Genomic DNA, 25872 nt, shown 5'->3' on the forward strand with positions numbered 1-25872 from the left:
ATCGAGGGCGACTACGAGGACGACACGTCGATCACGCGGTCGCGCAACCACCGGTGGGCCGGGTCCGCGTCGAGCCGGACGTGCCACATCAGCGAGACCGTCACCTCGGGAGCCCGGAAGGGCAGTTCGAAGGAGCACATCCCTCGCCGCAGGTCCGCGGTGTGACGCTCCGGGACGGTGGCGACCAGGTCCGAGGCCCTCGCCAGCGCCAGCGCGGCGCCGAAGCCGTCCACGACCGTGACGACCTCCCGCTCGTGGCCCGTCGCTCGGAGGGCACCGTCCACCAGCCCCTCCGTCAGGCCGCGCCGCGAGACGTGCACGTGCCGCGAGGAGGCGTACCGGGCCGCCGTCACCTCTCCGGTGCTCAGCGGGTGCTCGTCTCGCACCACCCCGACGAAGCGGTCGGTGAACAGGGGCTCGCTCAGCACGTCGGGAGGCAGAGCGTCCTCGACGACGCCCGTCTCGAGGTCGACCGCGCCCTCGCGCAGGGAGGCGATGTCCTTCCTGGTCCTCCGCAGGAACCGCAGCCGCACGCCGGGCGCCTCGCGTCCGACCTCCGCCACCAGCGCGGGCCCGAACCTCTCCACGAACCCGTCGCTGCCGCGCAGCGTGAAGGTCCGCTCCAGCGTCGCCAGGTCCAGCCTCCCGGCGGGCCGCAGGACGGCCTCGGCCTCCTGGACCAGTGCGCGCACACGGTCGCGCAGCTCCACGGCGCGGGGCGTGGGCACCAGCCCCCGGCCGGCCCGCACCAGCAGCGGATCGCCCGTGACCCGCCGCAGCCGCGCGAGCGCGCGGCTCATCGCGGACGGGCTGAGCGCGAGCCGTTCACCCGCCCGCGTCACGCTGCCCTCCTCGAGCAGGACGTCCAGCGTGACCAGCAGGTTGAGATCAGGACGGATCATTCGCGGAGGATCTCACGGATCGACGTCGGCATGGCGTCGCGTGCACAAGTGGCTTGCCATCATTGCGTCTTCCGCCAGGTAAGAGCGGCACCTAGGTTCGTGACGACCCCATCACCCACCGACCCCGTCGCCCGCCGACCCCACAGGAAGAGGCCGTCACCGTGAGAGCACCAGCCGAACCCGGGCAGGCACTGTCGCCCCGCCGCCCGCCCCAGGCCCGGGCACTCGCCGCCCTGTCGCTGTGCACGCTCCTGCCCTCGCTCGGCACCGGCATCGCCAACGTCGCCCTGCCGACCGTCGCCGGGGCCTTCGACGCCGCCTTCAACGACGTCCAGTGGGTCGTGATCGCCTATCTCCTGGCCGTCACGACCCTGATCGTCGGCGCAGGCCGGCTCGGCGACCTCGTGGGCCGGCGTCGCGTCCTGCGGGGTGGCGTGGCCGTGTTCACGCTCGCGACGCTGCTGGGCGGTCTCGCCCCGAACCTTCCGGCCCTGGTCGCCGCCCGGGCGCTCCAGGGAGCCGGCGCCGCGTGCATGATGGCGCTGACCATGGCCATCGTCGGCGAGACGGTGCCCAGGGAGCGCACCGGCAGGGTCATGGGGCTGCTCGGGACGATGTCGGCGGTCGGCACGGCGCTGGGACCCGGCCTCGGTGGCGTCCTGGTCGCGGCCTTCGGCTGGCGCGCGGTCTTCCTCGCCGTCGTGCCGCCCGGCCTCCTCGCGCTCGCGCTCATCTTCGGGGCGACGCCCGGCCCCGCACCGGCGGCGACCCCCGTACGCGGGCGGTTCGACGGCGGGGGCACCGCGTTGCTGGCGATCACGCTGGGGACCTACGCGCTGGCCGTGACGATCGAGGGGAACTCCTTCGGCTCGCTCACCGCCGGGCTTCTCCTCGCCTCGGGGGCGGGTCTGGCCCTGTTCGTCGTCGTCGAGCGCCGGGTCGCGTCCCCGCTGCTGACCCTGTCGACGTTCCGCGACCCCGTCCTCGCCGCCGGGCTGACGACGAGCGCCCTGGTCTCGACCGTCATGATGACCACGCTCGTCGTGGGGCCCTTCCACCTGTCCTGGGCGCTCGGCCTCGACCCGGCCCTCGCCGGCCTGGTGATGTCGGCGGGCCCCGCCGTGTCCGCCCTCGCCGGCGTCCCGGCGGGCCGCGCCACCGATCGTCTCGGGTCCGGGACCATGGTGGTGGCGGGGCTCGCCGGCATCATCGGCGGCGCCGTGGCACTCTCCCTGACGCCCACGGCCGCCGGGGTCGCCGGGTACGTCGTGCCCCTGGTCGTCGTCACCACCGGGTACGCGCTGTTCCAGGCGGCCAACAACACCGCGGTGATGAGGGACGTCCCCCCGGACCGGCGTGGCCTGCTGTCGGGCACGCTGAACCTCTCCCGCAACCTCGGGCTCATGACCGGCGCGTCGGTCATGGGGGCCGTCTTCGCCTTCGCCGCGGGCGTGAAGGACGTCAGCACCGCCACACCGGCGGAAGTGGCCCGCGGGACGCACTGGACCTTCGCCGTCGCGGCCCTCCTCGTGACCTTCGGGCTGGTCGTGTTCCTGCTTCTCCGGCCGCGTCCCGGCCCCTACCCGGCCACGGCACCGACGTCCGTCGCGGTGTAGCCCGGCCCGGCTCAGCCCGGCTCAGCCCGGCCCGGCTCAGCCCGGCTCAGCCCGGCTCAGCCCGGTCCGGCCCGGCCCGGACTCGGGCTCGGCCGGGAAGGGGTCAGGAGTGCGAGCGTTCGTCCACCACCTGCACCAGCTTGCCGGTGCGCGGGTTCGTCACCAGCTCGGACGGCCGCACCCATTCGATCGACAGGGGGTGGATGAAGCCCAGGCCCACGTACTCGGGGTACATCGGGCGGGCCTCGTGGACGGCGTCGACGAGCCTGCGGGTCAGCTCCGCCGGGGGTTCCCCGGCGGAGGCGTGAGCGAGCCGCAGCACCAGGCCGTCCTTGCCGTCCCAGCGGCGCTGCACCAGCTGCACCCCGGACACGACCCGGTCCTGATCGGCCGAGGCGAGCGCCGCGCGGACGTCCTCGGTCCTCATCGACACCATCGCCACCCTGGCTCCCTCGACCGCCCTGCCGACCAGCCGGAACCGGCGGAGGTCGTCGCCGACCCACTCGGCCAGGTCCCCGACCGGATACCGGATGATCGGCATCAGGGTCCGGAACAGGTTGGTGACCACCACGCGGCCCGGTACGCCGGGTGAGGTGATCGGCTCGCCCGTCACCTCGTCGACCAGCTCCACGATCGTGCGGTCGGGGAACGCCTCGTGGACCCGCGGGTCGTCGCCCGGCACCGGCGCGCCGATCAGCCCGCCGTCCACCGACGCGTACCCGAGCGAGGCGATCGCGGCCTTGGGGAAGGCCCCGGTCAGCTGGGGCCGCAGGTCGTCGAAGAGGAGGTCACCGGCGAACAGCAGCAGCTCCACGGTGTCGGCCGCCTGTCCCCGGGCGCTCACCGCCTCGGCCACCGCGGCGAGCTTCATCGGCGGGCCCGCCAGCACGTTGACGCCGAAGACGGTGATCAGGTCGGCGACGTACTCGTTCGTCGTGGTGCCGCCGACGGGCAGCCGCACGTTCTCCACCGGGGCGTGGTGCAGGGCGTTCTCGATGTAGAGGAACCCCCCGTACAGTTCCCCGGCGAAGAACAGGTTCGCCACCCGGTGCCCCGGCCTCAGGCCCGCCCTGACCATGCCGGCCCCGAACGCGGTCACCGAGTCCGCGTGCTCGGTACGGGTCCACGGGGAGAACTTCGGCGCCCCGGTGGTGCCGCCGGAGGTGTACACGCCGGCGTCGGTCAGCGGCCCGGTCAGCAGCCGGTTGTCCGGCCACGTGTTCGCGGCCCAGAACTCCTTCTGGTCGATGATCGGCAGCTGGGTGAGGTCGGAGACGACGTCCGGGACGTCGCGGTACAGCTCCGCGTAGAACGGGGAGTTCCGGCGGGCGAAGTCGACCAGGACGTGCAATGGCTTAGCGGGCATGTGTCGTTCCTTGTCTAGTCGGTACGTCGCGCCGCGGAGCGGGACGCGGGCGGCGCGGGGTGACGGCCGCTCTCATCGCGGCGTCCTCGCGGGTGTGCCGGAGACCATCACGCTCTGCCCGCGGAACTCGGCGACGACCTCACCCGAGGCGCGCCGCACGGTCACGTCGTACACGCCGCCCCTGCCGTGGCGGACGCGCTCCACCGCCTCGGCCACCAGCTGGTCGCCGGCGGCGGCCGGGCGCAGGAACGTCACCTGCGCGCTGTGCGCCAGCGTGACCGGGCCGTGGGTGTTGCACGCGTAGGAGAACGCGGCGTCGGCGAGGAGGAAGAGGTATCCGCCGTGGGCGATCCCGTGCCCGTTCATCATGTCCTCGGAGACGCGCATCCGCAGCCGTGCCCGTCCCGTGGTGATCTCCTCGATGACGATGCCGAGCGACCGGCAGGCCGGGTCCTCCTCGTAGCCGGTCCTGGACGGGTCCTGCTCCGCGCTCATGTGGGCCTCACCGTCGCCTCGGTGCCCGCGACCCAGGTCCTGGCCAGGGCCTGGACGGCCGACCCGTCCCCGTCGGCGAGCTTGTGCGCCAGATAACCGGCCACCCGGTCACTGGTCGGGATGCGGAACGGCGGCTCCTCCGCGGTCAGCGCGCCCACCACCACCTCGGCCACCTCCCACTTCGACTGGCCCCCTCCCCAGCCCTGAGCGGCCAGCCGGTCGATGTAGCCGGAGAACGTCCGCGCGTACGGCCCGGAGGCGGCCTGGATCGTCTGCCGGTTGACGTCGGGGAAGTAGCCGAACCGGGTGTCGTGCACGAAGCCGGGCACGACCACGCAGACCCTGACGCCGTGCTCGGCCGCGACCGGCGCGAGACTCTCCATGAAGCCCTCGACGGCGAACTTCGCCGCCGCGTACGCCTCGTTGAAGGGCTGGCCGACGACGCCGTGCACGCTGCCGACGCTCAGCAGGCGGCCCCCGGCGGCGCGCAGCAGCGGCATCGCGGCACGGCTCACCGCGACGACCCCGAAGAAGTTCACCTCCAGGTTGGCCCGCAGGGCCTGCGTCGTCGACATCTCCATCGTGGGGTCGAAGTTGGAGATCCCGGCGTTGTTGACCACCGCGTCCAGCCCCCCGTACGTCTCCCGTACGTCCCGGAGGCAGGTGGCGATCGACTCCTCGTCGGTGACGTCGAGGCGGCGGACGTCCAGCGCGACCCCGGCTCGGACGGCCTCCTCCCTCAGCTCGCGCGTCCTGTCCGGGTCGCGCACCGTGGCCACCACGGAGAACCCCGCCCTGGCCGCGGTGACCGCGGTCGCCAGGCCGATGCCCGACGACGTCCCCGTGATCAGCACCGTCCCGCGCCGTGCCGTCATGGCGTGCTCCCCGAGGGTTCCGGCTCGGCCCGCCGTTCGGCCTGGTCGAGCAGCGGCTGGATCCTCGTCGCCGGCAGGAACGACAGGGCGGCCAGCAGCGTGCCGGCGACCATGACCGTCCTGGTCGCGCCGAGCACGCCGAGGTCGTCGGTCAGCAGGGTGACCGCCAGGCCGCCGAGGAAGGCGGCCAGCGGGATCACCCCCCAGGTGGCGGTACGGAAGGCCGCGTGCGTCACCCCCTGGTTCTCGGCCGCCATCCGCGACTGCCTGATCGGGGCGCTGCAGACGTTGATGCACGACATGAAGAAGCCGTAGAACCCGATGGTCACGCCGATCACGAGCGCGGGCGGCAGCGCGGGTGCGGCGAGGACGCCCACGCCGGCCAGGCAGTGGAGCAGGAGCGCCCACGCCATGGTCCGCCCGAGGCCCAGCCTGCCGGCGATCCTGGGTGCGGCGACCGCGCCGAGCACCGCGCCGACCGCGGCCGCGGACATCACCGCCCCGAACACGCCGACCGAGACGCCCAGGCCCTGGTACGCGAGCACCGGCAGGACCGTGACGAAGATCGGCCCGCCCGAGTTCAGGATCACGGCGGCGACGATCACACGGCGCAGGACCGGGTCGGCCCAGTTCAGCCGGAACCCCAGGGACAGCCGCGACAGCACCGACCCGTGCTGGACCGTCCTGGTCCCCCACGGCCGCATGGCGCGCAGGCAGAGGGCGGAGACCAGGTAGGTCGCCGCGTCCACGAGCAGCGCGGCCACCCCGAGCGCGTGGTAGAGCCCCGCGGCCACCGAGGGGCCCGCCACCTCCGACACCGTCCTGCTGCCCTCCAGGCGCGAGTACGCCCCGACCAGCCGGTCCTGCGGCACCGTGGCGGGCACGGCCACGAGGTACCCGACGTTGAAGAAGATCGTGGCGCCGCTGATCAGCGCCACGCAGGCGAACAGCACCGGTGTCGAGAGCACCCCCCACCAGTAGGCCACGGGCATGGCCACCACCGCCGCCAGCCTCACGAGGTCGCACATCATCAGGGTCAGGCGCTGGTCCCACCGGTCGACCAGCACGCCGGCGACCGGTCCCAGCAGGGGGATGCCGAGGTACTGGGCCATGGCCACGACGCCCACCTCGAACGGCGAGGCGTCCAACGCGAAGATCATCAGGGCGGGCACCACGAACACCGTGATCCGGTCCCCGAGGAGGCTCACCGTCTGGCCGCCCCAGAGCAGGTTGAACTCCCGGCCCGCGGAGCTCGGGGAGCCCGGGGAGCCTGAAGAGCCCGGGGAGCCCGTCGGCCTCACGGCTCCTCCCGTACGACGAAGGCCGCGGTCTTCCCGGTGCGATCGTTGCTGACCAGCGCGTCGACGACCTCCACCCGGAACGACCCGGGGTCGTGCTGGAACGCCGTGCTGATCGTGAACGTCGAGGACATCAGGTCCGCGCGCAGCCGTTCCGCCAGGTCCGGCGGCGCGTCCCGGTCGGTGAGCAGCAGCACGTCCACCGTGGACACCCGGCCCCGCCGCTCGGTGATCAGGACCTGTGCCCGTGAGACCCCGGGCTCCCGCTCGGCCCGCTCGACGACGTCGTTCACGTGCAGCCCCAGGCCGCGCACCTGCACCACCGAGTCGCGGCGGCCCAGGATCCGCACCGCCCTGTCCTCGCCGCCGCACTCGCACGTCACGAACCGGCCCGCGTCACCGGTCCGGTACCGCAGCACCGGGTTGAGCATGTCCGGGTTGAGGGTGGTGAAGTCCAGCAGCTCGTCCGCGTCCACGTGCACCAGCTGGTCCGGCAGGAGGTGGAAGACGTCCGGCGGGCACCGCGGGGTGTTGGTGCCGGCGACCCAGGTCTCGGTGCTGCCGAACATGCCCCAGCGGCGTGCCAGCGGCGCGACCTCGGCGATGTCCTCGTCGAGCTGCGGGTGCCACGCCTCCCCGAGCCAGAGCACCTTGCGCAGCGCGGGAAGGGTCGTCCCGGCCGCGCGGGCGTGCGCGAACCACAGCCGCAGCACGCTCGGCGTGCCGCCGATGGCGGTCACGCCCCTGGCGGCGAAGAACCCCAGCCAGTCGCCGTACTCCTCCCTGCCGACCGAGCCCAGCGCGATGACGTCGCACCCGGACAGGTCGGCGAAGGCGGCGGCCAGGAAGTGGGCGCCCCACATGCGGCCCGCACCCCAGGCGTTGACGAAGACGTCGTCCCGCTCCAGGGGGCGCCACCGCTCGTACACGCCGTCCATGTAGAACCCGGTGGGGGCGTGGCCGACCTTGGGCGCGCCGGTGCTGCCGCCGCTCTGGAAGAGCCAGGTGGCGCCGCGCTCGGCCTTCGGTCTCAGGTGCGCCAGGGCCACGTTCAGGTCGTCCTTCACCATGACGGGCAGGGCGGCGACGTCCCCGAGCGTGAGCACCTTCTCGTGGCCCGCGTACCGCGGCGCGAGCTCCGGCACGCTGCGGAGGCGCTCCAGCGAGCGGCGGGGGACGCCCAGGTGCGGCTCGGCCGCCTCGGGCGAGAGCGAGAACGATTCGGTCATGTGGTCACCGGCTTTCGATGGTCGTGTCCACGGCACCCGCGGCCAGCCACCGGGCGTGGGCGTCGCGGTAGGCGATCCAGCGCGCCCGGGTGATGTCCCGCTGGAGCTTCCGCTCCGGATCGCCGTAGTCGGGGGCGATCACGCCGTCGGGTTCGAGCTCGGAGAACCAGAAGCGCTCACCGTCGAACAGGAAGTCGACGCAGAAGAACGGGACGGGCACCTTGCGGTAGAAGTACGCCGTCGCCTCCGCCAGCTCGGCGGGGACCGGCGGGAACTCCATCGTGGCGCCGCGGCTGGCGTTGGCGACCGGCGAACCGGGCTCGGGGATCCGCTTCATGACGGCGTACGGCTCGCCGTCGACGACGTAGACCCGGTAGTCGACCGTGCCGTCGCCCAGGTAGGGCTGGATGACGAGGGTGGTGTCGCCGCCCTGCGCGAGGCTGGCCAGGCCCCGGATCTCCTCGGCGTCGCGGGCCAGGTTGACCCCGCCGCCGCCGCACCATCCCGCGGGCTTGACGATGGCCGGGTAGGTGAGGTCCTTGAGCGCCACCTCGTACAGGTGCTTGCCGATGTCCCGCCCGGTGCCGATGCGGAGCGTGGGGATCGGCGGGACGGGCGAGTCCCTCAGGTGGAGCATCGTGGCCAGCTTGTCGTTGGCGACGGCCGACAGGCCCGGCGGGAACGACAGGTAGAAGCCGGCCCGCTCCAGCACCGCGTACAGCGCGTACTGGTTGAAGATGTCCATGGACTGGTACGGCAGCGAGTACAGCGCGGTGATGAAGAGCGTGTCCTCGGGGGTGACGAGCTCGTCGTCCACGTAGACGCGCGGCCCGCCGGGACCCAGCAGGTCGACCGTCACGGCGTCGGGCGCGTGCCTGGTCCAGCTCAGGCCGAGTTCGGCGGCCACGTCGGCGTAGACGTCCCAGAAGAAGTCGTGCCACATCGCGGTCGCGCGGCTCGACTCCCTGTCGGGAAAGATCCAGCACATGCGGCGCAGCGTGCTCGCGGCGTGGGTGACGGGGGTGGCCGGGGTCGCGGAGGTGACCAGGGTCGCCGGGGTCGCGGGGGTCGCCGGGGTCGCCGGGGTCGCGGGGGTCGCCGGGGTGGCCGGGGTCATGGTCGTCCCTCTCCGTCGGCCCACCAGCGGCGGCCCGACTCGGGCAAGGTGTCGATCGGGTCGTAGAAGGGGAACCGGCGGTCCTGGGGGCCGTCGCCGTCGAGGCCCGTCCCGTGGCTCCCGGCCCAGTACGAGATGCCGCGTTCCCGGTCGTACTCGACCACCTGGTGCACCCAGCGCTTGCCGGCGTACGGCACGTCGCACACGATGCGCGGCGTCGCGTAGCCGGGCAGGTAGCCCATGATGGCCTCCTGGAGCCGCTGGGCCCGGTGCACCGGGATCCGCCAGTGCTCGGCGTTGGGGATCATGTCGCAGAGGTAGAGGTAGTACGGCAGGATGCCCGCCTCGCCCTGCAGGGCGAAGCACAGGTCCAGCAGGTCGGCCGGGGTGGTGTTCACCCCTCGCAGGAGCACGCCCTGGTTGCGCACGTCGCGCACCCCCGCGTCCAGCAGGGCCCTGGCGGCCTCGGCCACCAGCGGCGTCACCGACCGGACGTGGTTGGCGTGGGTGTGCACGGCCAGGTTCACCCCGCGGCGCCGGGCGAGGCCCGCGATCCGGGCCATCCCCTCGACCACGCCGGGCTGGAGCCAGTGCTGCGGCAGGCCGACCAGCGCCTTGGTCGCCAGCCGGATGTCGCGTACGGACTCCAGTTCCAGCAGCCGCAGCACGAACGTCTCCAGCCGGGGCCAGGGCACGTTGGCCACGTCGCCGCCCGAGACCACCACGTCCCGCACGCCGGGCGTGCGCTTGAGGTAGTCCAGCATCAGCTCCTGCCGGTCGGCCGGCTTGAGGACGAGCCGGGTCTTGACGACCTGCGGGGTCGAGGTGCCGACCAGGTCCATCCGGGTGCAGTGCCCGCAGTACTGCGGGCAGGTGGCCACCAGCTCGGCCAGGACCTTGGTCGGGTAGCGGTGGGTCAGCCCCTCCACCACCCACATCTCCGCCTCGTGCAGCGAGTCGCGCTGCGCGCGGGGGTGGCTGGGCCAGCGCGGGTGGCGGTCCGAGCGCACCGGCAGCATGTACCGGCGGACCGGGTCCGCCATGAACGCCTCGGTGAAGGAGGCGGGGTCGCTCTCGGCCTGCGGCGCCATCACGTTGAGCATCTGCGGCGGGATCAGCATGGACATGGTCGCGAACCGCTCCACGTCGGCCGCCAGGTCGGCGTAGAAGGATTCCTGGAGCAGGTCCCCCACGACGGCGCGCAGTTCCCCGGCGTTCTTCACGCAGTGGGCGCGCTGCCAGCGGGCGTCGCGCCACTGCGCGTCGCCGACGCCGCGCCAGCCCGGCAGGCGCCGCCAGTCCGGCTCGACGAGAGGCCGGCGCACGTAGGTGTACGGCCGGTGGGAGGCGTCGGTGTTCATCGGGTGAACATCGCGGCGTGCCGGGTGCGGAGCTCGCGCTTGAGCACCTTGCCGGTGGGACCGAGGGGCAGGTCGTCGCCGGTCCGGGCGATGACCACCGCGTCGAGCGTGGCCAGGCCCGCGTCGGCGAGGGCCTTGTTGGCCTTCTCCCGCACCTCGTCGGCGGTGACGTCGCCGGCGTCGGCCTGCAGCCGCACCACGGCGACCGGGCGCTGCCCCTCCCCCGCCTTCCCGGGGACGCCGACGACCGAGCAGTCCTGGACGAGGGCAGCGCAGTCGGCGATGAGGACCTCCTCGACGGGCAGGCTGTGGACCGGACCGTCGGCGGTCTCGATGACGTCGGCGGTCCGGTCGAGATGGTAGAAGTTGCCCTCGCCGTCCCTGCGGGCCACGTCGCCGGTGAGCCAGTAGCCGTTGAGCTCGAAGCTGCGGGTCAGCCCCGGGTCGTTCCAGTACCCCGGGGTGCGCGACGGCGTGATCACCGCGAGCAGGCCCACGGTGCCGTCGGGGACCTCCTCGCCGTTCTCGTCGAGTACCGCGGCCTTGATCACCGCCTCCTGGGCCTTGCCCACGCAGCGGTCGTCCCGGGGGCTCTCGGGCGTGGTCACCTGGCCGAAGAGCGCCATCCCCATCTCGGAGGAGCCGAGGCCGTCGATGAACTGGGAGCCGGGCAGCGGCTCGCCCGCCGCGGTGCCGTCCGGGATCAGCCACGGCTTGATCAGACCGGCGGGCCGCTCGCCGAGCTGCACCAGCCGCCTGATGTGCCCGTGGTGCGCGCTGTCCCCGGTGTTGAACCAGGAGTGCACCCTCGCCGCCCCCCCTGACCGGGAGCTCCCCGGTGGCGAGCTCGACGAACGTCCGCGGGAACGAGGCCATCATGGTCGGCTGGAACGCCTCCATGACCGGTTCCACGGCCGCGCGCCGCCAGTCCGCCATGACCACGGTCGGCAGGCCGAGCAGCACGGCGGTGAGGAAGTAGCTGAGCCCGCCCGCGTGGGTGTGCGGCATCAGGGACATCAGCCTGTCGTACGGCTCGGCGGGGAAGCGGAGCATCCGCGGCTGCTTGCCCTCCCAGAACTGCCGGTGGCCCAGGATCGTCGACTTGGGCGTGCCGGTGGTGCCGGAGGAGTGGATCAGCGCCACGACGTCGTCCGGGGCGTGCCGGTAGGGGTACTCGGCGGGAAGCGCGGACGGGTCGGCGCCGTGGGCCCTCACCTCCGCGGCCGGGACGACGAAGCGCGGCCTGTTGTGCGGCGCGTCACGGTAGGCGAGGCTCAGCCGGGCCGGGTCGTCGGCCACCACACCGGTGACACCGACGTGGTCGAGGTAGCGGACCATGGTGTCGAGCCGCATCGCGTCGTTGACCATCGCCGGTACGGCGCCGAGCGCGGTGAGGGCCAGGAAGTGGATCAGCGGCTCGAGCCCCTCCCCCACCACGACGCCCACCGGCTCGCCGGGCCGTGCGCCGTTGGCGTGGTACCAGGCGGCGTACCGGTCGCGCAGCGCCGCGAGGTCGGTCAGGCTGTGGCCGCGCAGCACCACCCGGCCGCGGTGGTCGTCGTGGTGGCTGTACACGAACGGCACCCCGCGATTGGGGTTGGTCTCCAGGGCGTACTGCAGGAAGTTCCCCGCGCCGAGGTCCGGCTCGGTCATCAGTGATTTTCGGACCGGCAACGGCGCGATCGAGGTGGCGTCAGGCATGGATGTCCCTTCATCTGTACGTCGCGATGATCTCCGCGGCCGCCCGGTGTCCCGACCGGACGGCACCTTCCATCAGGCCGAAGAACTCCACGCTCGTCTCGGTGCCGGCCCAGTGCACCCGCCGGTGCGGGGTCGTCAGGTGCGGGCCGAGCCGGAGCCAGTCCCCCGGTCCGAAGAGCGCCGCGTAGCATCCGCGGCTGTAGGTCTCGCCGACCCAGTCGGTGGCGTGGAACCCGATCGGCCGGGGCAGGCCGGGGAAGAGCCGCGCGGCCTGGGCGAACGCCCGCTCGCGCCGTTCGTCCTCGGACAGCCGCGAGAACCGGTGCGCCTCCCTGCCGGTCACGAACCCGGTCAGCACGCCCACCCCGCCGTCCGCGGGCGAGTCGTCCACGGTGGACAGCAGGGGGCCCCGCGCGCTGACCGACCAGCCGGACAGCCCGTGCTCCCGCCAGGCGGGCGCCGGGTAGACCAGGTGCACCTTCACCGCGCACCCGGGCGCCGTGCGTCCGGTGGATCGGGGTGCGGGCAGGGCAGGACGGTGGTCGATCGTGCCGGCCAGCGACGGCGGCACCGCGACCACCACGGCGTCGGCCCGCAGCGATCCGGCGGGGGCCGTCACGGTCACGCCGTCGTCGTCCTGGTGGATCGCGCGCACCGGCTCGTTCAGGCGTACCCGGACACCCGGCCCGGCGGCCAGCCGTTCGCACACCCGGTGCGCCCCACCGGCGATCCGGTGCTCCTGAGCACCGCCCTCGAACGCGTTCAGGTAGCGGATCCCGCCTCCGGAGCGGAGGTAGAACGCCATGTGCAGGACGGACACGTCCGCCGGGTCGGCGGCCATCATCTCCCCGAGGAACAACGGGAAGAACAGCCGCGCGTCCGGATGGCGCAGGTGCTCGCCCGCCCACTCGGCCGCGGTCAGCGCGTCGAGGCGGGCGGCGTCCGCCGCCGACCACGGGGCGTCCAGGCCCGGGGTGCGGACCAGCTCGTCCAGCGCGTCGAACATCTCACCGAGCGCGACCGCGGACAACGGGGGGAACCGGCCGGGCCTGGTGCGCTCGTCGCCGCCGAGCGCGAAGCGGCTGTCGCCGTCCACGGTGGCGGGCGTGGTCTTCAGGTCCAGCCCGGTCATCAGGGCGGTCAGCGCGGTGTGGCGGTCGCCGAGGTACGCCGCGCCGGCGTCCACCCAGCCGCCGGGCGCGACCTCGATGCCGCGCATGCGGCCCCCGACCCGGTCACGCGCCTCGAGGACGGTGACGTCGAGGCCGTGCGCCGCCAGGTCGGCGGCGGCGGTGAGGCCCGCCAGCCCGGCCCCGACGACCACGACGCTCACGTCAGGCTCGCGATCTTCTTGTACAGGGCCCCGGGGGTGGGCGCGTCCAGGAAGTCGTCGAAGTCGAGTTCCACGCCGCATGTGCGCGCGACCGCGCTCAGGACGCGGGTGGCGAGCAGGGAATCCCCGCCCATGAGGAAAAAGTCTGAGTCGCTATTTATATTGTTATTTTCTAGAACGTTCCGAAATATGTCGGTCAACTCGTCCACGCTCATAGAAAATCCCTTTCAGGTGGTGGTGGATGCGTATCGCCGGTGCGAGCCCGCCCGGTCGACCTTTCCGCTGGCCGTGTGGACGAGTTCCGGCACGACGGTGATCCGTCCGGGCACGAGATGGGCCGGGGAACGGTCGCGCAGGTGGTTCAGGACGTCCTCGGCCAGCGTCACGGCGCCGCCGGGCGAGCGCGGTACGACGTAGGCCGCGAGCGTCGTGTGGTCGGCGACGGTGACGCCCGTCACCGCCACGGCGGCCACCTGCGGGTGACCGGCGATCTGGGCCTCCACCTCGGCCGGGTCCACCCGGACGCCACGCACCTTGAGCTCGTGGTCGAGCCTGCCCTCGTGGACGAGCATGCCGTCGGCCCTGCGGCCGACCCGGTCGCCGGTGCGGAAGTACCGTTCGGGACCACTGCCGATGTCGAGCTCGACGAACCGCTCCGCGTCCGCGTCGGGCCTGTCCCCGTATCCCAGCGCCAGCGAAGGACCGCCGACGAGCAGTTCGCCCTCCTCGCCGATGTGCTGCAGGACATGGGGCAGGGGGTGCCCGATCGGCACGCGTTCCCCGGGGCCCCAGGGGGCCGGCCGGCCGGCCGCGAGGGGGCCGCTCAGGTCGGCGGCATGGGTGACCAGCGTGGTCTCCGTGCATCCGTAGGTGTTGACCAGGCGGATCGCGCCGGTGTCGAGCGCGCACCAGTCGGCCAGCCGGGCGGGGTTGACCGCCTCCCCGCCGACGACGACCGTCCGCACGGACGCGGGCAGCGCCGCCCGCTCCTCCGCCAGGTGGCGTACCAGTTCGTGCCAGAACGCCGAGGGGAGGTCCAGGACGGTGACCCCCTCGGTGTCGAGCATCCGCAGCATCCGCCGGAAGGAACCCGAGTGGGCGTGGTCGTGGAAGACCAGCGTCGCGCCCGCGGTGAGCGTGGGCAGGATCTCCTCGAAGCAGGTGTCCCAGTTCAGCGACGCGAACTGCAGCACGCGGTCCGCCGGGGTGAGGCCGAAAAGGTCGCGCAGCGCGCCGGTCGCGGTGGCGATGGCCCCGCGCGGGGTCACCACGGGTTTCGGCTCCCCGGTGGAGCCGGAGGTGAACAGGACGTACGCCGGATCGCCCGGATCGCCGGTGGCGAAGGCCGGCGGCGTGGTTCCGGACGTGTCACCGGGAGCGTGCGCGGCCTCGGGGAGGCCGGGGAGCGGCACCGGGCGCGTCCCGGGCGGCACGGGCGTCTCCCGCCCGGTGGTGATCACCAGGCGGCATCCGCCCGCCGCCGCCAGCGCCCGCCGCCTCGGCTCCGGGTACGCCGGGTCGATGGGGCAGTACGTACCGCCCGCGGCCAGCGTGCCGAGCAGGGCGGCCACGGTGGCCGGCGACCGCGACGTGATCACTCCGACCACTCCCGGATCCGGGCCGAGACGTCGCGCCGTGGCACGCACCCACAGGTCGAGTTCGGCGTAGGTAAGGGATCGGCCGTTGTGCGTCACCGCCGTCCGGCCCGGATTTCGGCTGACCGTTTCGGCGAATGCCGTCATTACGTCGTGGTGTGGTTCGGGCACGGCTGCGCCTTCCTTGGATGCCATACCAAATGCCAGGGATGCTATACCAAGGTGCGCTTTGTAACGAGAGAGAAAAACCGCCATAATTATGGCGAAAAATAGCTGATGTGAGGGCGATTTCCGGCCGGATCCACAAACCCGGAAAATTCACGCCGAAAAGCCGGACACCCATTCCGAGCTGCGGCGACTCCACAATGGCCGGCGCATCGGAACACGGGTCGCCCGCGGCCCGCCGGACCGGGCGGGCCGGGGCACCGGGGACGGGCGGGACGTCAGGGCCGGGCGGGCAGCTCGAACTCGACGCAGGTCATGCCGCGCATGTCCAGCCAGGCCCGGCCGGGTGCGCGGACCAGCCGGAAGACGACCTCCCCGCACCCGGGGCAGCGGGCCACCAGGCCCGGGGCGTGGGTGTACAGGTGCGCCTCGGCCAGGGCGAGGGACCGGTCGCAGGCGGAGCAGCGGCCGGTGGCGGCGGTCAGGTCGACGGCGAAGACGTCGCGCAGGGCTCCCCCCGCGGCGTTGCCGTCGATGTGGTCCTGGGTCATGGTCGTCCTCCACTGGGGCCGAAGCGTTCCGTGCGGATCAGGCCGGGCTCGTGCCCGGCGGAGACGAGCAGGTCGGCGACCGTCTCGACGAAGCCGGTGGGCCCGCAGACGAAGACGGCGGGCTCCCGCTCCGGCGGCCAGACGGCCCGTGCGAGCAGGTCCGCGTCGACGCGGGCCGCGGGGCGTCCCCAGCCCTCGGGCGCCCGGCGCGTGTAGGCGTAGGTGACCTCCAGGCCGGAGCCGCCGGTGGACAGGCGGTCCAGCTCGGCGCGGTAGAGGGCCGTCCCGGGCTCGCGCGCCGAGTACAGCAGCCGGAACGGCGCGTCGGCACCGGCCGCGGCGCGGGCGCGGATCATCGCCATCAGCGGGACCACGCCGGAGCCGCCCGCGACGAGCTGCACCGGCTCCGGCGTCTCGGGACGCCAGACGAACCAGCCCCCGATCGGGCCGCGCACCTCCAGCGGGTCGCCCGGTGCCAGGACGCCCGCGAGGTAGGGGGAGACCTCGCCGTCGGGCAGCAGCTCGACGGTGAGCTCCAGCCGGTCCCCGCCGGAGGCCGAGGCGATGGAGTACGAGCGCTGGGTGGAGTAGCCGTCGGGGGCGGTGAGCCGCACGTCGAGGTGCTGGCCGGCCAGGTGGCCCGGCCAGCCCGGCACGTCCAGGACGAGCGTGCGCGCCCCGGGGGTCTCGTCGCGGACGGCGGCGACCGTGGCGACCCGCCAGGTCAGTCGCCCCAGTACCGTTGCTCGCGCCATGGGTCTCCGTAGGAATGATAGCCGGCGCCCTCCCAGAACCCCGGCCGGTCCTCGTCGAGGAGCCGGATGCCGCGGACCCACTTGGCGCTCTTCCAGAGGTACAGGTGCGGCACGAGCAGCCGGGCGGGCCCGCCGTGCTCGGGGTCCAGGGGTTCGCCGTCGTAGCGGGTCGCGATCCAGGCCCTCCCGTCGAGCAGGTCCTCCAACGGGAGGTTGGTGGTGTAGCCGCCGTAGGAGTGCGCCAGGGCGTACTCCGCGGACGTCTCCACCCCGGCCAGCAGGGTGTCCAGCGACACCCCCTGCCAGGTGGTGGCCAGCTTGGACCACTTGGTGACGCAGTGCAGGTCGACGGTGAACCGCTCCAGGGGCAGCGCGCCGAGCTCCGCCCAGGTCCAGCGGGTCGTCTCGCCGGTCTCGGTGACGATCTCGAAGGCCCACTCGTCGGTGGAGACGTGCGGGGTGGGCCCGGCCGACAGGACGGGGAAGTCCTCGGTGAGGTACTGCCCCGGCGGCAGGTCCGGGTTGGCGGCGCGGCGGCGGCCGAAGAACCCGGGCGAGACGATGCCCATGACGCCCACCTCCTGTGTGACGGGGTCGCCTGACCGGCCGGTCCGGCCGGTGCCCGGTGGCCGTGGCGGGCCCCGGACCGGCCGCGACGCGAACGGACGCGACAGGTAAATCTCATCACACTCGGTCAGACACCCAGTAACCGGGCGTATCCAGCAGAGCCTCTCCCCCGGGCGGACGGCCGCCGTACCAACGAAGCACATGAGTCCTTTTGTCAGGATTTACCGCTCAAAGCGCTACATCGGTATGGATAGGCGCATATGTGAGAGGAGTGAGGTTTCCGATCGTGGACCGACGGAGGATCCGATGCTTCGAAAGCTGATCATTATGCTGGCCGCCGTCCTGGCCATGACGGGCGGCACCACCGCCTTCGCGTTCTCGCCGCCCCCGCCCCCGCCGCCCCCGGCGCCCGCCGACCCCTCCGCGCCGGCGGGCTCGCCGCAGGCCGCCAACCAGCAGGACAAGGACTTCCTGGTCAAGGCGCACCAGTCCAACCTCTCCGAGATCGAGGCGGGCAAGGCGGCCCGGCAGAAGACCACCGACCAGTCCGGACGGCCGAACGCCGCCACCGTCCTGGAGCTCGGCGAGATGTTCATCGCCGACCACACCAAGCTCGACGCGACGGTACGGCAGGTGGCCGGCCGGCTCGGGGTCAAGCTCCCGGACGCGCCCGCCCCCGCGCAGCGCGAGCAGCTGGACAAGGTGGCGGCGCTGAACGGCGCCGAGTTCGACAGGGCCTGGATCACCGCGGAGATCGCCGGTCACCGGGCGACCCTCGCCGCCGTGGACAAGGAGATCGCGAGCGGCGCGTCGCCCGAGGTGAAGCAGATCGCCGTCACCGCCAAGCCGGTGGTGCAGAGGCACCTCGACATGCTGCTCCAGGCCGAGGAGACCCCGACCCCCGGCCCTTCGGAGAGCTGAGCCACCTCATCGGCGACCGCGGGCCCCGCCCCGCTCCCGGTGGAGCGGGGCCGGGCCGGAGGTCTACGGCGACTCCGAGCCGGCACGCCGCAGGTGACGGGAACGGGCCAGGTCGTGGGCCGCGCGGAGCAGCTCCCGGACCGCGGGCTCCGTCCGCGGCCCCGGGTTCACCACGGCCAGCCAGCCCAGGGTGCCGTAGACGGGGTGGGCGATCACGGTGTCGGCCACACTGGGGTCGGTCCCGTCCGGCTCCGGGTCGCGCGGCCCGCGGCCCGTGTGCCGGGCGAAGGCGTCCTTGCCCGCGAAGAGGTTGAGGCGGAAGGCGCCGGGGCGGTCCAGTCGTGAGCGCTCGTCGTCCGGGTAGTCCTTCGTCACGATCGTCGCGAAGGGCTGGGTCCGCTCCGGGACCTTGCCGTCGGGCGCGTGGTAGAAGAACGCGTCGCCCCAGCTGATCTCGGGTGAGCCGTCGCCGGGCACCGGCCGCAGGACCAGGACCCCTTCCAGGCCGCCGAGGAATTCGATGATCTCGTCGATGCTCATGTGCTGTAGCGTTTCATTCATGTGCTTGTGGAGACTTCACCCCGGACACTCCCAGGTGGAGCGGTGAGAAGTCACAAGTCGCCGTCATGAGGACGATCGACGTCGCACGGCGTGCCGGGTGCTCCGTCCAGCAGGTGCGCGATCTCGAACGCGACGGCGTGCTGCCCGTGGCGGCGCGCACCGCCACGGGATACCGGGTCTACGACGAGACGCACGTGCGCTCGGCGCTGGCCTACCGGGCCCTCGCGGCCGGGACGGGGCCGGCCGAGGCAAGACGGATCATGCGCGCGGCGCACACCCGCCCTCTGCCGGAGCTGCTCGCCCTGCTCGACGCGGCGCACGCCCGGCTCGACACCGAGCGGCGGGACCTCGCGCTGGCCAGGCGGGCCGCCGCGACGATCTCCGAGGAGCCGATCGGCGACGTGCGCCCGTCGGACGTCATGAGCGTCTCCGAGCTCGCCGTCGCGCTGGGGGTGCGGACCTCGACGCTGCGGCACTGGGACGCGGAGGGCCTGGTGGTGCCCCGCCGGGACTCCCCGGCGGGACCGCGGCGGTACTTCCCCGACGACGTGCGGGACGCCCGGATCGTCCACCAGCTGCGCAGGGCCGGACACCGCGTCGCCGCGCTCCGCACCCTGATGCCGCAGCTGCGCGGCGCCCGCCGGTGGGACGAGGTGACGGCCGCGCTGTCCGCCCGGGAGGCGGGCATCGACGCCCGCTCCAGGGCCCTCCTCGACGCCGCCGCCGCGCTCGGCGCGTTGATCCCACCGGCGTGAGAGGGGGTCCCGGGCCGGGAACGGGGGGCCGGCACGCGACCGGCCGCCGGGTCCCGCCCTCGCGGAGCGGGACCCGGCGGCCGGGGCATGAGGGCCGACCGACGGCCGGCGGTGCCGGTCGGACCGGCCTGCGGGTGATTACGGGACGAGCCGGAGCACGCCCCACCTCGACGTGTCGACGTAGCCACGACCGGTCGGGTCGTTCCAGGTCGCGGCGGCCGTTCGGGCGGCGCCGGTGGCGTCGTTGACCTGCACGTCGAAGCCGAGCAGGGTGTCCTTGGCCAGGGTGACGGTGGGCAGCCTGATCGCCGCCTCGACCAGGTAGCCGCCGGAGGTCCGCACGGCCGCGGCGGTCAGGTTGTCCCGGACCGCGAACGCGTCGAACGTGCCGCCCACGGTCCGCCTGCCGGTGAAGCTCACCCGGTACTGGCCGTCGTCGTCGTCGTACCCCCTGGTCTTGTTGTTCTGCGGGTCCACGAAGATCTCGACGGAGTCCTGCGACCAGGCGTCGGGCGACTCCTCACTGAGCACCGGATCGGTCACCCGGGCCAGGACGTACAGGACCCCGGCGTTCCACACGGCCCTGACCCTGGCGGTCGCGCCGGAGGTGCCCTGGACGCGGGTGCCGGTGGTGATCTCCGGTGCCCTGTTCCAGGCGGCCTCGGCGACGCCGTCCACCACGGGCGCGCCCCTGGGCGCCAGGGCGGTCCTGACGGCCGGGACGAACGTCAGTCTCCCCGCCCAGGAGGTCTCCCCGCCGGTCGCGTCGTCCACCACGACCCGCGCGTCGGCCGTCGTGCCCGTACCGGCCGGCAGGGGCAGCAGCGCCTCGACCCGGTAGCCGGTCGCGGTCGGCTTGGTGTGCGCCTTGAACCCGTGGGCGTGCGTGCCGCCCCGCCGGACGCGGTACGGCGTGCCGTCCACGGTGAAGGTGACGGAGTCGTCCTTGCTCACGGTGGCGTCGACGACCTCGGCCAGCACGTACAGGCCCCCGGACGGGCCGGTGGACGCGACGCGCGCCTGCCAGGTCGCGGACAGCCCGCCGACCCGGGGCACGGGGGCGCCGGGCAGCAGGTCCCACTCGCCGTCCCGCTTGCCGTCCACCCGCACCGTGCCCGCGGGCACGTTCAGGGACCGGACGAGCGGCGGCAGCCTGGACGCATCGACGATGCCCCAGTACGCGGGCTTGGCCTGGAGCTCGTCGTCGAACGGCAGCGGCGGGTTGAGCCGCGCGATGGGGAAGGTGGACAGCCAGGTCGCGTCGTCGGCCACGCCCCAGATCGTCACCGACGACAGGTGCTCCGCCTGGCGCCGGAAGACGTCGAAGATCTCCCGGTAGCGGTGTCCCTGCAGGGCGAGGACCTCGGCCGGGACCGTCTCGTAGGAGCTCACGAAGTCGGTGTAGACGCTCACGTCCAGCTCGGTGACCTGCTGCTCGACGCCCAGGCCGGCGAACTTCTCGATCGTGTCCTCGATGTACGAGGCGGGCGGCTGCTCGACGTTGACGTGCAGCTGGTGGCCGACCGCGTCGATCGGGACGCCCTCGGCGCGCAGCTTCGCGACCAGGTCGTACAGCGCCTGCCGCTTGCGGGGGAACTCGGTGTTGTAGTCGTTGATGACGAGCGTCGCGTCCGGGTCGACCTCGCGGGCCACCCGGAAGGCGGTGCGGATGTAGTCCAGGCCGGCGATCTCGAACCACGGGGAGCGGCGCAGCCCGTCGGGCCGGTTCTCGTCGACGACCTCGTTGACCACGTCCCAGGTGTCGATCCTGCCCTTGTAGCGGCCCATCACGGCGCGGATGTGGTTCTCCATCCGGCGCAGCAGGATCTCCTTGGTGGCGCCCTCGAAGACCCAGGCGGGCGTCTGGCTGTGCCAGACCAGGGTGTGGCCGCGCACCCTCAGGCCGTTGCCGGTCGCCCAGTCCACCAGGTGGTCGCCCTCGGCGAAGGTGAACTGTCCCTCGGCCGGTTCGGTGGCGTCCCACTTGAGGCTGTTGCCCGGGGTGACGCTCTCGTAGTGCTTGGTGATCAGCTTGGCGTGCTCGCCGAGGGTGGCGGCCCGTTCGAAGGCCGCGCCGATCGTGAACGGCACCACGTCCTTGAGCGAGGGGATGTCGGTCTGCACCGGCTTGGGCTCGATGTAGGCCAGCCGGAAGTCGTCGACGGCGAACGGCGCCGTCCCCTCGGCCGACTCGACGTAGACGCTCAGGAAGTCGGCGTCGTGGGCGAGCAGGTAGGTGCCCGCGAGCCGGGTCCACTCGCCGGCGGCCAGGTCGCGGGGCCCGGCGACCCGGTCGTAGGACGGGGTCTCGCCCGAGCGCCGTTCGATCGACAGGCTCACGCTCTGGGCGGTGGCGCTGCGCACCCAGACCGACAGGTCGTACTTCGATCCCTTGGCCAGCTTGCCGAGCACCGTCCGGGACGGGCCGTCCCAGGACGCCTGCCGGTCGGTGACGCCCAGGCCGTACGCGCCGTCGTGCGCGGAGCCCGCCTCGGCGGTCAGGACGGCGCCGCCGCGCGAGGTCCACCCCTCGGTGGTCCCGGTCTCGAAGTCGCTGGTCAGACCGGACCTGGCCGGGTCGGTGTCGGCGGTGACCACGATGTCGTCGAGGTGGAACGCGACGGCCGCCACCGAGCTCTCGGCGTACAGCGACAGCGTGGAGTCGGCGGTGTAGGTGTAGGTGCCCGTCAGGCGGACCCAGGCGGAATCGGTGACGGTGGCCGCCGCGACCCGCTCGTAGACGGCCTCGCCCCCGGCGGGGGTGCGCTGCACGGTGAGCGCGACCGTCGAGGACTCCTGCCCGGCCGCGGCCCGTGCCCACGCGGACACCTCGTAGGCGACGCCCTTCTCGAACGGCGGGGTGACGGCCGCGCCGTGCCAGGTGTCGGTACGGCCGGTGGTGAGCAGGGAGCGGGCGCCGCCGTGCGCGGCGTCGGGGGTGGTCGCGACCGAGACCCCCGAGCCCCGCGGCTCCCAGCCCTGGGTCCCGGACTCGAAGTCGTAGGTGACGATCGTGGCGGCGGACGCCTGCGCGGCGGACGTGTGCGTGACGGAGGCGTGGGCGGTGGAGGCGTCGGTCGTGGAGGCGTGGGCGGCCGGGGTGGCGGGCAGGCCCGCCACCGTTCCGGCCAGCAGGGACAGGGCGAGGGACAGCAGGGCCAGGGCCGTTGCCCGCGGCCGGGGGGCGCGCATCTTTCCGGTGCTCCTCGGTCAGGTAGGAGTGGAAACGAAGGGGACGGTGGGGGGTGTGACGGCCTTCCCGGGATACCACGCCTTTCCTGATTTTTCTGGATATCTACTACCTAGGAGCCGCCGGGCATCAGGCCCCGAGCGAGTTCTGCCCGAGCCGCTCCCTCCCGAGCGGGTCCCCGGCGTGCGGGTCCTGCTCGCCCGAGTTCCCCGCGTGCGAGTTCCCAGCGTGCGAGTTCCCCGTGCCCGGGTTCCCCGCGTGCGAGTCCCCGCCGAGGAGATCCCCTCCGAGCGGATCCCCGGCGCGCAGGTTCTCGGCGAGCAGGTCCAGCAGCGGCTGCCGCCGGCTGCACCGGGCGAGCGCGAACGAGTCGGCCAGGGCGACCAGCTCCTCGTCGGAGCGGTCGCGCAGCAGCCCGGCGTACTCCGGGAGCAGCGCCTGCGCGATGAGGATGTGCCGGATCAGGTCGTCGACCTGGTACCGGGCGCCCCAGGGGTAGGGGTCCCAGGAGGGGAACTCGGTCTCCATCAGGCGGTGCAGCGGCGCCAGCTCGCTCGCCGCCTCCTCCATCGTCGATCCCCACCGGTCCGCGCCCAGCCGCTGCTTCTTGGCGATGAAGTCGCCGAACCGGCTCATGTACGGCTCGCCCGCGCAGACCAGCCCCTGCAGGCCGACGTCCTTGTAGGTCCACAGCGACCAGCCGGCCTCGTGCGCGTCGAAGATCTCCAGCTGGTCGCGGAGGATCTGGTAGCGCTGCCGGTCGATCTCCGGGTTCCCGGTGTAGACCGGGCCGAACTCGCCGACCCAGATGGGGGTGCCGGTCTCGCGCTGGAAGACGGTCCGGCGCTCGAAGGAGCGCTCCAGCTGCTCGCGGTCCACCCACTCCCCCCGGGTGTGCCCGGGGTAGGGGCCGCCGTGCGCGAACCCGGCCAGCGCGTAGTCGTGGCAGACGAAGACGGTGTTCTCGTACACCTCGCGGAAGATCGAGAAGTCGGTGGAGTAGGTGTTGCCGTCCAGGAACAGCACGTGGCCCGGGTCGACGGCGCGCACGGCCTTGACCAGGCGGTCGTAGAAGGGGCCGACGACCTGCCCGCTCGGGTCGCCGGGCTCGTTGACCGGGTTGTAGCCGGCCACCCAGGGGTTGTCGCGGTAGCGGTCGGCCACGACCTCCCACAGGTGGACGGCGCGGTCCTGGAAGTGGCGGTGCTGCCAGAACGCCGCGATGTGGGTGGGGTTGTCGGAGTGCCAGTGCTGGTTCTGCGCGCCGGGCAGGGCGTGCAGGTCGATGACGCTGTAGATGCCGTGCTCGCCGAGCAGGCGGATCACCCGGTCCAGGTGACGGAAGCCGTGCTCGTCGATCTCGAAGGGGCGGTCGTCGGACTCCAGGTGGCGGTAGTTGATGGGGATACGCACGCAGTTGGTACCGAGCCCGGCCAGCAGCGCGGCGTCGTCCGGCCCGAAGAAGGAGGTGAGCAGGCGGTCGAAGAACATCTCGGCGCGTTCCTCGCCCAGCGCCTCCCGGACGGCCGTGCGCATCGACGCCTCGTTGGCCGGGTAGCCGGTGATGAAGTTCTCCATGTTCAGCCAGCCCCCGAGGCCCACTCCGCGCAGCCGTACCGGGGTGCCGGCCGCGTCGACGAGACGGGATCCGGCAACGCTCAAGGTCATTGTTTCTCGCTTCCTACACGACGAACGGGGATGAACGAGGACGGGATCAGCCCTTGGTGGCGCCCGCGGTGAGGCCGCTGATCAGCTGACGCTCGGCGACGGCGTAGAAGGCCAGAGCCGGGACCATGGAGACGATGACGTAGGCCAGGATCCTGGCGGTGTCGGCCATGTACTCCCCCTGGAACTGCTGGACGCCCAGCGGCAGCGTCCACAGGTTCGGGTCGTTGAGGACCACCAGCGGGAGGAAGAAGTTGTTCCAGCTGGCCACGATGGCCAGGACCGAGACCGTGGCCAGTGCGGGCCGGGCGATCGGCAGCAGCACCCGCCAGAAGAAGCCGAAGGGGGTGCAGCCGTCGATGATGGCCGCCTCCTCCACCTCCCGGGGAATGGACCGGAAGAACGTCCGCAGGATGATGACGGTCAGCGGCAGGCCGAACGCGGCCTGCGGCAGGATGACCCCCAGCGGGTTGTCCAGCAGGCCGAACGTGCGCAGCAGGACGAACAGCGGCAGGATCGCCACCGCGAACGGGAACATCAGCCCGATCGCGAACAGCGTGAACAGGAACTCGCGGCCCCGGAAGGCAAACCGCGCGAACGCGAAGGCGGCCATCGCCGACAGGCCCACGACCAGCACGGTCGTGACGACCGCGACGAACAGGCTGTTGAGGAACTGGCGCCAGAACGTGCCGGAGAGGATCACGTCGGTGTAGTTGCCGGTCACCCACGGCGACGGCAGGCCCAGCGGGTTGCCCGAGAGCTGGTCGGAGGTCTTGAAACCCCCCAGCAGGCCGTACAGGAAGGGCACGACGATGAAGACGGCCGCGACCCAGATGATCGCGTGGATCGGGAACGTGCGCAGCCGGGCGATCATCGGCGGTCTCCCATGGTGGTGCTGGCCCCCTCCAGGTCCCGGCGCAGGACGAACCGCTGGTAGCCGAGGGCGAAGACGAGGCTGATCAGGAACATCACGACGCTGATCGCGCTGGAGTAGCCGATCTGGGATCGCTTGAAGCCGTACTCGAACATGCTGACGGCCATGGTCTCGGAGGCGTGCGAAGGACCGCCCCCGGTGAGGATCCAGACCAGGTCGAAGAGCTGGATGGTGCCGATGATGGACAGGAAGACGCTGACCCGGATGGTGGGGCCGAGCAGCGGCAGGGTGACGTGGCGGAACACGTTCCAGCTGCCGGCGCCGTCGATCCTGGCCGCCTCGCTCAGCTCCCTGGGGATGCCCTGCAGGCCGGCCAGGTAGAGGATCATGTGGAAGCCGAAGTACTTCCAGGTGATCACCAGGAAGAGCGAGAACATCACGGTGTCCGGCTCGGACAGCCAGGTCCAGGGCTCCAGACCCCAGGAGACGAGCATCCGGTTGGCCAGGCCCGCCTCGGGCGAGAGGATCAGCGAGAACAGCACGCCGATGATCGCCTCGGAGAGCATGTACGGCGCGAAGAACAGCAGCCGGTAGAAGGCCCGCCCGCGGATCCGCTGGTTCAGCATCACCGCCAGGCCCAGCGAGAGCGGCAGCTGCACCAGCAGGCCCAGCACGATCAGGATGCCGCCGTTGCGCAGGTCGCCGACGAAGATGTCGCTGGCGAACAGCCGGGTGAAGTTGTCCAGGCCGACGAAGTTGCTCGGCGGGCCGATGCCGTTCCACTTGTAGAGGCTGGTGTAGCCGGCCACCAGGATCGGGGCCAGCACCAGCAAGGCGAACAGGACCAGCGCGGGGAGCACGAACAGGATCGCGGTGACCCAGCCGCGCCCCCGCCGGGACCCGCGCCCGCGCCTTCGCGCCGGTGCGGGTCCCTCGGGGGAAAGGGCCGGACGCGCGTCCGGCCCTGTCATCGTCTTCAT

23 protein-coding genes and 1 pseudogene are annotated in these 25872 nt (G+C 72.6%); 3 read left to right on the forward strand and 21 right to left on the reverse strand.

The window, feature by feature from the left end:
* Nucleotides 1–11: 11 nt before the first annotated feature.
* A complete protein-coding gene (locus ABD832_RS27045; protein WP_344900297.1) occupies nt 12–902 on the reverse strand; it encodes a LysR family transcriptional regulator in 891 nt (296 codons plus the stop codon).
* 161 nt (nt 903–1063) lie between these two features.
* Here ABD832_RS27045 and ABD832_RS27050 point away from each other — a divergent pair, with 161 nt between their 5' ends.
* Nucleotides 1064–2518, forward strand: coding sequence for an MFS transporter (locus ABD832_RS27050; protein WP_344900299.1), 1455 nt, complete (start codon nt 1064–1066; stop codon nt 2516–2518).
* A 103-nt stretch (nt 2519–2621) separates the two neighbouring features.
* On the opposite strand, the gene ABD832_RS27055 is transcribed toward ABD832_RS27050, so the two are convergent.
* The 15 genes and pseudogenes from ABD832_RS27055 to ABD832_RS27130 all read right to left on the reverse strand — a co-directional run bounded on the left by ABD832_RS27055 (nt 2622) and on the right by ABD832_RS27130 (nt 16928).
* Nucleotides 2622–3884 (reverse strand): phenylacetate--CoA ligase family protein, encoded by a 1263-nt coding sequence (locus ABD832_RS27055; protein WP_344900301.1) that lies wholly within the window; start codon nt 3882–3884, stop codon nt 2622–2624.
* Nucleotides 3885–3956: 72 nt separating this feature from the next.
* Nucleotides 3957–4379, reverse strand: coding sequence for a hydroxyphenylacetyl-CoA thioesterase PaaI (paaI, locus tag ABD832_RS27060; RefSeq protein WP_344900303.1), 423 nt, complete (start codon nt 4377–4379; stop codon nt 3957–3959).
* On the reverse strand, nt 4376–5254 hold the full coding sequence (locus ABD832_RS27065) for an SDR family NAD(P)-dependent oxidoreductase (RefSeq protein ID WP_344900305.1): 879 nt from the start codon (nt 5252–5254) through the stop codon (nt 4376–4378). The genes paaI and ABD832_RS27065 overlap by 4 nt, the downstream gene beginning before the upstream one ends.
* Nucleotides 5251–6555 carry an MFS transporter gene (locus ABD832_RS27070; protein WP_344900307.1) on the reverse strand — a complete coding sequence of 435 codons (1305 nt, stop codon included), beginning with the start codon at nt 6553–6555 and terminating at the stop codon, nt 5251–5253. The genes ABD832_RS27065 and ABD832_RS27070 overlap by 4 nt, the downstream gene beginning before the upstream one ends.
* Nucleotides 6552–7781 (reverse strand): AMP-binding protein, encoded by a 1230-nt coding sequence (locus ABD832_RS27075; protein ID WP_344900309.1) that lies wholly within the window; start codon nt 7779–7781, stop codon nt 6552–6554. The genes ABD832_RS27070 and ABD832_RS27075 overlap by 4 nt, the downstream gene beginning before the upstream one ends.
* A 4-nt stretch (nt 7782–7785) precedes the next feature.
* The gene (locus ABD832_RS27080) at nt 7786–8898 is read right to left on the reverse strand and encodes an ATP-grasp domain-containing protein (RefSeq protein ID WP_344900311.1); all 1113 of its coding nucleotides are present in this window, start codon (nt 8896–8898) and stop codon (nt 7786–7788) included.
* Nucleotides 8895–10259 carry a KamA family radical SAM protein gene (locus ABD832_RS27085; protein ID WP_344900313.1) on the reverse strand — a complete coding sequence of 455 codons (1365 nt, stop codon included), beginning with the start codon at nt 10257–10259 and terminating at the stop codon, nt 8895–8897. Before ABD832_RS27085 ends, ABD832_RS27080 begins: the two co-directional genes overlap by 4 nt.
* Nucleotides 10256–11065, reverse strand: coding sequence for an AMP-binding enzyme (locus ABD832_RS27090; protein ID WP_344900315.1), 810 nt, complete (start codon nt 11063–11065; stop codon nt 10256–10258). Before ABD832_RS27090 ends, ABD832_RS27085 begins: the two co-directional genes overlap by 4 nt.
* Before the next feature lie 91 nt (nt 11066–11156).
* Nucleotides 11157–11960 (reverse strand): annotated as a pseudogene (locus ABD832_RS42300) (AMP-binding protein); the annotation flags it as partial.
* 10 nt (nt 11961–11970) lie between these two features.
* Nucleotides 11971–13293: a flavin monoamine oxidase family protein gene (locus ABD832_RS27105; RefSeq protein ID WP_344900321.1), complete on the reverse strand. Its 1323-nt coding sequence runs from the start codon at nt 13291–13293 to the stop codon at nt 11971–11973.
* Complete coding sequence (locus tag ABD832_RS27110) at nt 13290–13508, reverse strand: acyl carrier protein (protein ID WP_344900323.1); 219 nt, start codon at nt 13506–13508, stop codon at nt 13290–13292. Before ABD832_RS27110 ends, ABD832_RS27105 begins: the two co-directional genes overlap by 4 nt.
* Before the next feature lie 12 nt (nt 13509–13520).
* The gene (locus ABD832_RS27115) at nt 13521–15143 is read right to left on the reverse strand and encodes an amino acid adenylation domain-containing protein (protein WP_344900325.1); all 1623 of its coding nucleotides are present in this window, start codon (nt 15141–15143) and stop codon (nt 13521–13523) included.
* A 188-nt stretch (nt 15144–15331) separates the two neighbouring features.
* Nucleotides 15332–15604, reverse strand: coding sequence for a DUF6510 family protein (locus ABD832_RS27120; protein ID WP_344900327.1), 273 nt, complete (start codon nt 15602–15604; stop codon nt 15332–15334).
* Entirely contained in the window at nt 15601–16359 is a 759-nt protein-coding gene (locus tag ABD832_RS27125; RefSeq protein ID WP_344900329.1) for a ferredoxin reductase, read from the reverse strand. The genes ABD832_RS27120 and ABD832_RS27125 overlap by 4 nt, the downstream gene beginning before the upstream one ends.
* Nucleotides 16329–16928, reverse strand: coding sequence for a sulfite oxidase-like oxidoreductase (locus ABD832_RS27130; protein WP_344900331.1), 600 nt, complete (start codon nt 16926–16928; stop codon nt 16329–16331). Before ABD832_RS27130 ends, ABD832_RS27125 begins: the two co-directional genes overlap by 31 nt.
* Before the next feature lie 304 nt (nt 16929–17232).
* On the opposite strand from ABD832_RS27130, the gene ABD832_RS27135 reads away from it, so the two are divergent.
* Nucleotides 17233–17847 (forward strand): DUF4142 domain-containing protein, encoded by a 615-nt coding sequence (locus ABD832_RS27135; protein ID WP_344900333.1) that lies wholly within the window; start codon nt 17233–17235, stop codon nt 17845–17847.
* 63 nt (nt 17848–17910) lie between these two features.
* Here ABD832_RS27135 and ABD832_RS27140 read toward each other — a convergent pair whose 3' ends face one another.
* Nucleotides 17911–18387 carry a DUF6194 family protein gene (locus ABD832_RS27140; protein ID WP_344900335.1) on the reverse strand — a complete coding sequence of 159 codons (477 nt, stop codon included), beginning with the start codon at nt 18385–18387 and terminating at the stop codon, nt 17911–17913.
* An 86-nt stretch (nt 18388–18473) separates the two neighbouring features.
* On the opposite strand from ABD832_RS27140, the gene ABD832_RS27145 reads away from it, so the two are divergent.
* Nucleotides 18474–19163 (forward strand): MerR family transcriptional regulator, encoded by a 690-nt coding sequence (locus tag ABD832_RS27145; RefSeq protein ID WP_344900337.1) that lies wholly within the window; start codon nt 18474–18476, stop codon nt 19161–19163.
* A 138-nt stretch (nt 19164–19301) separates the two neighbouring features.
* On the opposite strand, the gene ABD832_RS27150 is transcribed toward ABD832_RS27145, so the two are convergent.
* The 4 genes from ABD832_RS27150 to ABD832_RS27165 form a co-directional block, all read right to left on the reverse strand.
* Nucleotides 19302–22355 (reverse strand): endo-1,4-beta-xylanase, encoded by a 3054-nt coding sequence (locus ABD832_RS27150; protein ID WP_344900339.1) that lies wholly within the window; start codon nt 22353–22355, stop codon nt 19302–19304.
* Nucleotides 22356–22482: 127 nt separating this feature from the next.
* The gene (locus ABD832_RS27155; protein WP_344900341.1) at nt 22483–24021 is read right to left on the reverse strand and encodes a glycoside hydrolase family 5 protein; all 1539 of its coding nucleotides are present in this window, start codon (nt 24019–24021) and stop codon (nt 22483–22485) included.
* 46 nt (nt 24022–24067) lie between these two features.
* Nucleotides 24068–24892: a carbohydrate ABC transporter permease gene (locus ABD832_RS27160; protein WP_344900343.1), complete on the reverse strand. Its 825-nt coding sequence runs from the start codon at nt 24890–24892 to the stop codon at nt 24068–24070.
* Nucleotides 24889–25872, reverse strand: coding sequence for a carbohydrate ABC transporter permease (locus ABD832_RS27165; RefSeq protein ID WP_344900345.1), 984 nt, complete (start codon nt 25870–25872; stop codon nt 24889–24891). Before ABD832_RS27165 ends, ABD832_RS27160 begins: the two co-directional genes overlap by 4 nt.

This window comes from Streptosporangium longisporum (genome assembly GCF_039534895.1).
In the GTDB taxonomy this organism is placed as follows: domain Bacteria; phylum Actinomycetota; class Actinomycetes; order Streptosporangiales; family Streptosporangiaceae; genus Streptosporangium; species Streptosporangium longisporum.